The organism is Proteobacteria bacterium CG1_02_64_396, from assembly GCA_001872725.1.
Taxonomy (GTDB): domain Bacteria; phylum Pseudomonadota; class MNWR01; order CG1-02-64-396; family CG1-02-64-396; genus CG1-02-64-396.
Genome location: MNWR01000063.1, coordinates 1 through 8,422, shown reverse-complemented (window position 1 = coordinate 8,422; position 8,422 = coordinate 1). Strand labels below are relative to the sequence as shown.

General features: G+C 63.4%; 7 protein-coding genes. 6 read left to right on the top strand and 1 reads right to left on the bottom strand.

The window, feature by feature from the left end; translation table 11 throughout:
* The first annotated feature begins 278 nt into the window (after positions 1-278).
* From AUJ55_07345 to AUJ55_07320, 6 genes are all read left to right on the top strand, one after another.
* On the top strand, positions 279-1,535 hold the full coding sequence (locus tag AUJ55_07345; GenBank protein ID OIO57044.1) for an aspartate aminotransferase: 1,257 nt from the start codon (positions 279-281) through the stop codon (positions 1,533-1,535).
* Positions 1,536-1,546: 11 nt separating this feature from the next.
* Positions 1,547-2,431: a hypothetical protein gene (locus tag AUJ55_07340; protein OIO57043.1), complete on the top strand. Its 885-nt coding sequence runs from the start codon at positions 1,547-1,549 to the stop codon at positions 2,429-2,431.
* Positions 2,432-4,066 carry a DNA repair protein RecN gene (locus AUJ55_07335; protein ID OIO57042.1) on the top strand — a complete coding sequence of 545 codons (1,635 nt, stop codon included), beginning with the start codon at positions 2,432-2,434 and terminating at the stop codon, positions 4,064-4,066.
* A 123-nt stretch (positions 4,067-4,189) separates the two neighbouring features.
* Entirely contained in the window at positions 4,190-4,684 is a 495-nt protein-coding gene (locus AUJ55_07330; GenBank protein OIO57045.1) for a GNAT family N-acetyltransferase, read from the top strand.
* A gap of 183 nt (positions 4,685-4,867) precedes the next feature.
* Positions 4,868-5,383: a hypothetical protein gene (locus tag AUJ55_07325; protein ID OIO57041.1), complete on the top strand. Its 516-nt coding sequence runs from the start codon at positions 4,868-4,870 to the stop codon at positions 5,381-5,383.
* Between the two features lie 70 nt (positions 5,384-5,453).
* Complete coding sequence (locus tag AUJ55_07320; protein OIO57040.1) at positions 5,454-7,496, top strand: hypothetical protein; 2,043 nt, start codon at positions 5,454-5,456, stop codon at positions 7,494-7,496.
* Positions 7,497-7,573: 77 nt separating this feature from the next.
* On the opposite strand, the gene AUJ55_07315 is transcribed toward AUJ55_07320, so the two are convergent.
* Complete coding sequence (locus AUJ55_07315; protein OIO57039.1) at positions 7,574-8,338, bottom strand: hydroxyacylglutathione hydrolase; 765 nt, start codon at positions 8,336-8,338, stop codon at positions 7,574-7,576.
* Between the last annotated feature and the right edge of the window lie 84 nt (positions 8,339-8,422).

Here is an 8,422-nt window from a genome sequence, read left to right as displayed (position 1 = left end):
ACGGCTTGCTGCCTGGACGCTCAAAAAGGGTCGACAACCCCTCCATGGCCACCTTCTTCCACTGGCTGATCTGCGCCGGGTGGATTTGGTGTTCACTAGCCAACTCGCTTGTGGTTTTACCCCCTTCAGGGCCTCCAGCGCCACCTTCGCCTTGAACTGCGCACTGTGCCGTTTGTGTTTCCCGGACATCGCTTGGCTCCTCGCTCTCGCCAATCATGCCCCCTCGGTCTTAACAAAACCTACTGTCCAGTTTTTGGGGTCCACTTCACTGGGCGGCCATGTTAACCTTGAGCGGCTTGTCCCCTCTCATCGACGTTTCGGAGTTTCCGGTGCATTCCTCGATCATTGCCCACCGTCTCAGCGCCATTAAGCCCTCCCCGACCATGGCGGTTTCCGCCCGCGCCGCCGAACTCAAGGCGCAAGGGGTCGACGTCATCGGCCTGGGGGCGGGGGAGCCCGATTTTGATACCCCCGAACACATTCAACAGGCCGCCATCGCTGCCATGAAGGCGGGCCACACCCGTTACACCGCCGCCGCCGGAATGCCGGCGCTGCGCAAGGCGGTGGCCGAGCGGATCAGCCACGACACCGGGGTAACCTACCTCCCCAACCAGACCATCGTCGGCTCGGGCGGCAAGCAGGTGCTTTATAACCTGTTCATGGCGACCCTGAATCCCGGCGACGAGGTCATCATTCCGGCGCCGTATTGGGTCTCCTACCCCGACATGGTGATGTTGGCCGAAGGGCAGCCGGTCGAGATCGATACCTGCGACGACGGCTTTCGTTTGACCCCCGAAACCCTCGATTCGCTGATTACCCCTCGCACCAAGTGGTTGGTGCTCAACTCACCTTCCAACCCCACCGGTCGGGCCTACACCGCGGCCGAGCTGTCGGCGCTGGCCGATGTGATTCGGCAGTATCCCCGCATCCAGATCGTTACCGACGACATCTACGACCGTATCCTCTTCGACGGACGCAAGCCTGCTCACCTGCTGCACGTCGCCCCCGATTTGGCCGATTGCACCGTGGTGGTCAATGGGGTTTCCAAGGCCTACGCCATGACCGGTTGGCGAATCGGCTACGCTGCCGGACCCAAGGCGATCATCGATGCGATGGAGATCATCCAAAGCCAGTCGACCTCCAACGCCACCTCGATCAGCCAGCACGCCGCCCTGGCAGCCCTGACCGGTCCCCAGGAATTCATCGGCGATATGGTGAAGGTCTTCCAGCGGCGCCGCGATTTGGTGGTCGACGGTCTGAACGCCATTGAGGGGATCGTTTGCGACCGCCCCGAGGGGGCTTTTTACGTCTTCCCCGACGCCAAGGCGCTCTTGGGCAAGAAGACCCCCGACGGCGCCGTGATCGAAGACGATCTTGCCTTGTGCGCTTACCTGCTCGACGTAGGGCTGGTAGCGGTGGTCCCCGGTTCTGCCTTCGGCGCCCCCGGTTACTTCCGCATCTCGTATGCCACCTCGGACGAACTGCTCAGCAAAGCCATCGCCCGAATTTCGGATGCGGTGGGTAAGCTCAAGTAAGGGGAATCCCCATGCCCTTCCAGCGCATCGGCATCATGGCCAAGGACGAGCCGGAGCAAACCCGGCCCGTCCTCAACAATTTGGTGCGTTGGCTGCGTAGTGAGGCCAATCGCACGGTGCTGCTGGAAGACCGGCATGTGGATCTGCTCGACGATCCCGGCCAGGTCGAGGCGATGAGCCCTGGCGAGATCGCCCGACAGGCCGACCTGCTCATCGTGCTTGGGGGCGATGGCACCTTGATCGCCGCCAGCCGGGTGATCGGCGAAACACGGGAGGTCCCGGTCATCGGGGTCAACCTGGGGCGTCTCGGCTTCCTCACCGAGGTGACCATCGCTGAGATGATTCCCACCCTTGAACAAGTGGTTCTGGGGGCCTACGCCATGGAGCGGCGGATGATGATGTCGGTGGAGGTCATCCGCGAAGGGCACCTGGTGGCCAAGTTTTTGGTGCTCAACGATGTGGTGGTGCACAAAGGCGAACTGGCCCGGATGATCGAGCTTGAGGTCGCGGTCGAGGGGCATTTCGCCTACCGATTGCGGGCCGACGGGCTGATCGTCGCTTCTCCTACCGGTTCGACCGCCTACGCGCTGTCGACCGGGGGGCCTATTTTGCACCCCACGGTCGAGGCGATGGTGCTCGCCCCGGTCTGCCCCCACACCCTGACCAACCGCCCAATTGTGGTTCCGGCAGGTTTGGTCACCATGACGGTCAACCCCAGCCGCGAGAGCGTCTTGATTACCGTCGACGGGCAGCGGGGGATGGCGCTCAAGACCGGCGACCAGATTCAGGTCCGACCCTCGCCCCACCGCTTTTTGCTGCTGCACGACCCCTCCCGCAACTACTTCGACATCCTGCGCCAGAAGCTGCGTTGGGGCGAAAAGGTCGAGATCGACTGAATGCTCACCCAGCTTTCCATCCGCAACCTGCTGCTTATCGACCGTCTCGACCTTGAATTCGGCCCCGGCTTGACGGTGCTCACCGGAGAGACCGGTGCGGGCAAATCGCTGCTGCTTGGCGCGGTTGAACTCGCCTTGGGCGGTAAAGGGCGGACCCAAGTGGGGGAGGGGAGTGACCGGGGTGAGGTCTTCGCCGTCTTCGACCCCCCGGCGGCCCACCCGGTCCGGCAACGCCTTGAAGATCAAGGATTCAACCGCGACGGCGAGATCATTCTAGGAAGGGTGTTGTTCGCCACCGGGCGGAGTCGCGCAACCCTGAACGACCGCCCCGTCACCCTTGAGGTGCTCGCCGAAATCGGCTCAATGCTGGTCGAGACGACCGGCCAGGATGCCCAAATCGGCCTGCTCAGCGGCGCGGCACAGCGGGCGGTGCTCGACCGTTTTGCCGGTGCAGGCTCGGTGGTGGCCGAGGTGGCCCAGGCCGCCAAGGGGTGGCGGCAGGCCCAACGCGATCTAGAGGCGCTGCGTGAGGCTGCAAAAAGCCAAAACGAACGACGTGAAATCTTGGCCCACCGCCTCAATGCGTTGGAGGCGCTGGCGCCGCAACCCGATGAAATTGAAACCTTGCGGGGCCAGCGCGAGCGACTGCGCCACGCCCGGCAGATTGTCGAAGCGGTGGAGGCAGCGCGGGAGGGGCTCGACCGGGCGATTCCCGATCTTGAAACCTGCGCAGGGGCCCTCGATCAGGCCATCCGTTGGGATGAAGGTCTGCGTGAGGCGGCCGAGCTGCTCAATCAGGCCCAAACCTTTGCCGAGGAGGCGCTGCGGGCGCTGCCGAGGTTGGAGGATGAAGAAAATGGGCCGAGCCTGGAGACGATTGAGGAGCGGCTCTTTGCGCTTTCGGATTGGTCCCGCCGCCTCGGATGCCCCCCCGAGGAACTGCCCCAGGCGCTGACCCAAGTGCAGGAGGAATTCGCAGGGCTGGAGCATATCGACGACACCCTGCGCGGCGCCGAAAAACGGTTGGATCTGGCTGAACAAACGTGGCGCGAGGCAGCCGCCCGGCTGTCGGCGCTGCGTCGAAAATCGGCGCCGCTGCTCGCCAGGGCGGTGCAGGCCCGCTTGCAGGCGCTCAACCTAGGGGGGGGCAGCTTTTCGGTTGATCTGAACGACGAGGGGGTGCTGGGCGATCCCCATGGGTTTGAGACGGCAACCTTCCGGTTTCAGAGCCACCCAGGCCTGCCCGCCGGTCCCTTGGCGGCGGTCGCTTCGGGGGGGGAGCGCTCTCGGTTGCTCTTGGCGCTCAAACTCGCCCTAGGCGAGGGGGACGCCATCCCCACCTCGATCTTCGACGAGGTCGATGTCGGCATCGGCGGTCCGACGGCGGGGGCGGTGGGCAAGCTGCTGCGCGAGTTGGGGGAGCGGCGCCAGGTGGTGTCGATCACCCATCTGGCCCCGGTGGCCGCTTGCGGACACAGCCAGATCGTCGTGGGCCGGGATGGCGAACGTCCGCTGCTTGCGGTGACGATGGTTGATGGGGCCGAGAGGGTGCGCGAATTGGCCCGAATGCTGGGCGATCCCAACGCCCCGTCCGCTTTGGAACATGCGCAGTCTTTGTTGAACTTGGCCCCTTAAATCCAGTCGAGGGGGCGCTGTGGGTGGCGGCGGTCCCCGTTGGCGCCCAGACAACAGCAGCAATCAAACCGTTTTTCCTCTTTTTCGAGGTTTTCCATGACTTCACCCTCTGCCCCCGCTTATGTGGTCCGCAAGGCGGTGGCCTCCGATATTCCCCGCCTTCACGCCCTGCTGGCCGCCTATGCCGCCAACGGCGAGATGCTCCCCCGTCCATTGACCGAACTCTACGAGCACCTGCGTGATTTCTTCGTTGCCGAGGCCAACGGGCAGTTGATCGGGGCGGCGGGGTTGCAGGTGTTTTGGGCCGACTTGGGCGAGGTGCGCACCTTGGTGGTCGATTCCGATTTCCGCATGGGTGGGGTGGGGCGGGCGCTGGTGAATGCCTGTGTGGGTGAGGCGGCGGCCCTCGGCATTCGGCGAATCTTCGCCCTGACCTACCGCGCCGACTTTTTCAAAAAGCTTGGGTTTGAGACGGTTGACAAGGCGAGCCTGCCCCACAAGGTGTGGACCGTCTGCATCAATTGCAGCAAATTCCCCGCCTGTGACGAGGAGGCGGTGGTCTTGCAACTCGACGCCGAGGGGCGTCCACTGGGGGGCGTTTCGGCTTGGCATGTATGAAGAGCTTGTTGGCGCGTCGTCCTCGGCGCGGTGAAACATACCCAGCTTGAACCGTTCATTTTGCAGGTTGGAAGCGGTCTTGTGGGCGACATGAATAGGCAGCGTTGTTCATAAAGATGGCGGTTTTGCCCGGCGGGTCATTCCCGAACACAACTTGAAATCCAAACACCCGAGGAATCACCTTTGAGCACCCTCTTTCGCACCTTGGCGCTGACCCTGTTCACCGCCATCGCCTCGTTGGCCCACGCCGTCCCCTTCGATCTCTCGGCCACCAAGCTGGGGGGCGGCGGGGTGGTGCGTGTGGCCGACTATCGGGGGCAGGTGGTGGTGGTGAACCTCTTCGCCCACTGGTGTCCCCCATGCCGCATGGAGATGCCCGATTTCGAAGCAGTCTATGAGGCCCGCAAAGATCGGGGTTTGGTCATTCTGGGCATGGCCGCCGATGTCAGCGATCCCCAGGATGTGCAAAGCCTGATTACCCGGTTGGGGGTCCAATATCCCATTGGGGTGTTGACCCAGGATCAAGCGGCCCAGCTGATTCGGGTGCTCCCCACCACCGTGTTGCTCGGGACCGACGGCGAAATCGTGCAGGTGTTCGAGGGGATGCTGACCCAGGAGCAGCTGTTGGCCCAGGTCGACCCCTTGCTTCCCCCCGAACCGCTGGAAGCGCTACCTGGCATCCCAACAGGGGCGATGTAATCCCACTCAAATCATGAAAACAAAAGGCCGGGTCACCCCGGCCTTTTGTTTGATGGATGGAGGCATTCCCATGTCCAACCCCTTGCTCTCTTTCGATCTGCTTCCCCATTTCGACGCCATCAAGCCGGGGCACGTCATCCCCGCCCTGGACGAGGTGCTGGCCTGGGCCGATACCCAAATCGCCGATTTGCTCGACCAGGAGCGCCCCAGCTACGCCTCGCTCCTCGAACCCCTGGCGCTGATTGAGGAGCGGGTCAGTCGGGTTTGGGGACCGGTATCGCACCTCAACGCGGTGATGAACTCCCCCGAACTGCGAGCCGCCTACAACGCCGGTCTTCCCAAGATCACCGCTTGGTCGACGGGCTTGCGCCAAAACCTGCATTTGTATGCGTTGGTGCAGCAGATCGACGAGGGGGATGAATTCCCGAGCCTGAACCGCGCCCAGCAGCGGGTGATCGAGCACGAGATGCGTTCGTTCAGGCTTTCGGGCATCACCCTGCCTGAAGATCGGAGAAACGAGGTCGCCCGCCTGCAAGAGGAGCTTGCCACCCTTTCGGCGAATTTCTCGGAGCACCTGCTCGACGCTACCAACGGCTGGGAACTCATCGTGCGCGACCCCCAGCGGCTGGAGGGGCTGCCCGACAGCTTCAAGCAGGCGGCCCACGCCCGCGCCGTCGGTGATGGGGTGTGCTCATCCGGGGAACTGTGCTGGAAGCTGACGCTGGAGGCCCCCAGCTACCTGCCGGTCATGACCTACGCCGTCGACCGCGAACTGCGCCGCGCCCTCTACTCAGGCTATGTCACCCGCGCCACCGAGGGGGCGCTGGACAATTCGCCGCTTATCGTTGAGATCCTCAACAAACGGCTGGAATTGGCGGCCAGGCTCGGCTTCGAGAACTACGCCCAGCTTTCGCTCATGCGCAAGATGGCCGACTCGGTCGAGGCGGTGCTCGCCTTTTTGGAGGAGTTGGTCGATGCCAGCCGTCCGGCGGGGCAAAGGGAGTTCGCCGAGCTCGGAGCCTTCGCTGCCGAAAACTTAGGTCTCGACCGGCTGGAGGCCTGGGATGTCGCCTTTGCCGCCGAGGCACTCAAGAACGAGCGGCATGCGGTCGACGAGGAGGCGCTGCGCCCCTACTTTCCCGAGCCCCAGGTTGTGCAGGGGGTCCTCGCCATCGTCGAGCGGCTTTATGGGGCGAAGCTGATCCCCATCGACGCCCCGGTGTGGCATCCCGACGTCCAGGTTTTTCAAGTTATTGGGGAGGGGGAAGAGGGGGTACAGCTAAAAAAGGGAATCCTCTACCTCGACCTCTACGCCCGGCCCCACAAGCGGGGCGGTGCCTGGCTCTTTGATGCGGTAACCCGCGCCCGCAAGGGGGACGAGATCCAGCCCCCGGTCGCCTATCTGGTCTGCAACTTCGCCCCGCCCCAGGGGGGGCATCCGTCGCTCTTCACCCACCAAGAGGTCGTCACCCTCTTCCACGAGTTCGGCCATGCCCTGCACCATCTGCTGACCAAGATCGACGTGCTGCCGGTCAGCGGCATCAACGGGGTGGAGTGGGACGCGGTGGAGCTGCCGAGTCAGTTTTTCGAAAACTGGGCCTGGTCGCACGAGAGCTTGCTTTTGCTCAGCGCCCACGTCGAAACCGGCGATCCTTTGCCCGAGGCGGCGATCAGGGGATTGCTGGCAGCCAAGAATCATCTGAGCGCCATGGCAATGCTGCGCCAGCTCGAATTCGCCTTGATGGACATGCGACTGCACGCGCAAAGCGTCCCGGTCGATGGGGAACAGGTGCGGGCGACCATCGAGCAGACCCGCCGCGAGGTCGCGGTGGTCCCCACCCCCGACTTCAACCGTTTCGAGAACGGGTTTAATCACATCTTCGGCGGCGGCTACTCGGCGGGGTACTACAGCTACAAGTGGGCGGAGGTGCTGGCGGCCGACGCCTTTGGCCGCTTCGAAGAGGAGGGGCTTTTTGATCGCACCACGGGGCTGGAGTTTTTACACCACATCCTTGAACAGGGGGGTGCAGAACACCCCATGGTGCTGTTCGAGCGGTTCCGGGGGAGGAAGCCGGAGGTGGGGGCTTTGTTGAGGGGAGTGGGGATTGGATAAATCCCAGTCCCATCCACTATTTGCGTTATTCCGGGACCGGCATGCCGTCCCGGAGTGACGCCGGTTGGGGGGGGGCACTACTCCCGCCAGTTATCCTTCATCGTCCGTAATCGCGAAAACGCTGCAATGGCGTTCAATCCCTCCCAACCCGGCTGTTGCACAAGATCCCCCGCCAACGTCCGCAGATAGAGGTTAATCCTCCGCTCCTGTTCAAGGGTGGTCGGCAGGGTTGGTTTCCCCAACGCCAGGATCGCCTCGGTTGTTGCCTGAGCATCCAGTAACGCCGTGTCCTCTGGTAGCACCGACAACGCAAAACGTAGGTTGTGGGCGGTGTATTCGTGGGCGGGGTAGATCAAGGTGGCGTCGGGCAGGGCCGCGATCTTGTTCAGGCTGGCCGCCATATCGGCGTGGCTTCCCTCGAAAATCCGTCCGCATCCTGCCGAAAACAACACATCGCCGCAGAAGAGGTGCTCCCCCTCCAGCAGATAGGCGACATGGCTGCGGGTGTGGCCTGGCAGTTCCAACACCTGGGCATTCCATCCCCCCACATCGAGGGTTTTCCCCTCCCGCGCCACCGTGTCGACGCTGGGAAGGCGGGGGTCAAAGGGGGCGATCAGGTGCAAATTGGGGAAGCGGTTTCGTAGTTCGGGAATTCCTTCGATGTGGTCGAGGTGGTAGTGGGTGACCAGCACCCCCGCCAGGGAGCCGCCGTGCTGCTTGAGAAACGCCAGGACCGGCGCCGCTGCGGCGGGATCGACCGCCCACCAACGGTGGGTCTCACGGGTTTGGATCATCCAGATGTAGTTGTCGGCAAGAGCGCGGACGGGGTGGATGGTCGGCATGGGTGGCTCGTCGGATGGCGTGGAAGCGGGAAGGTCAGTATTGATGGAGTGGGGGGTGGGGGTCTATGGGCAATTGGGGGTTGG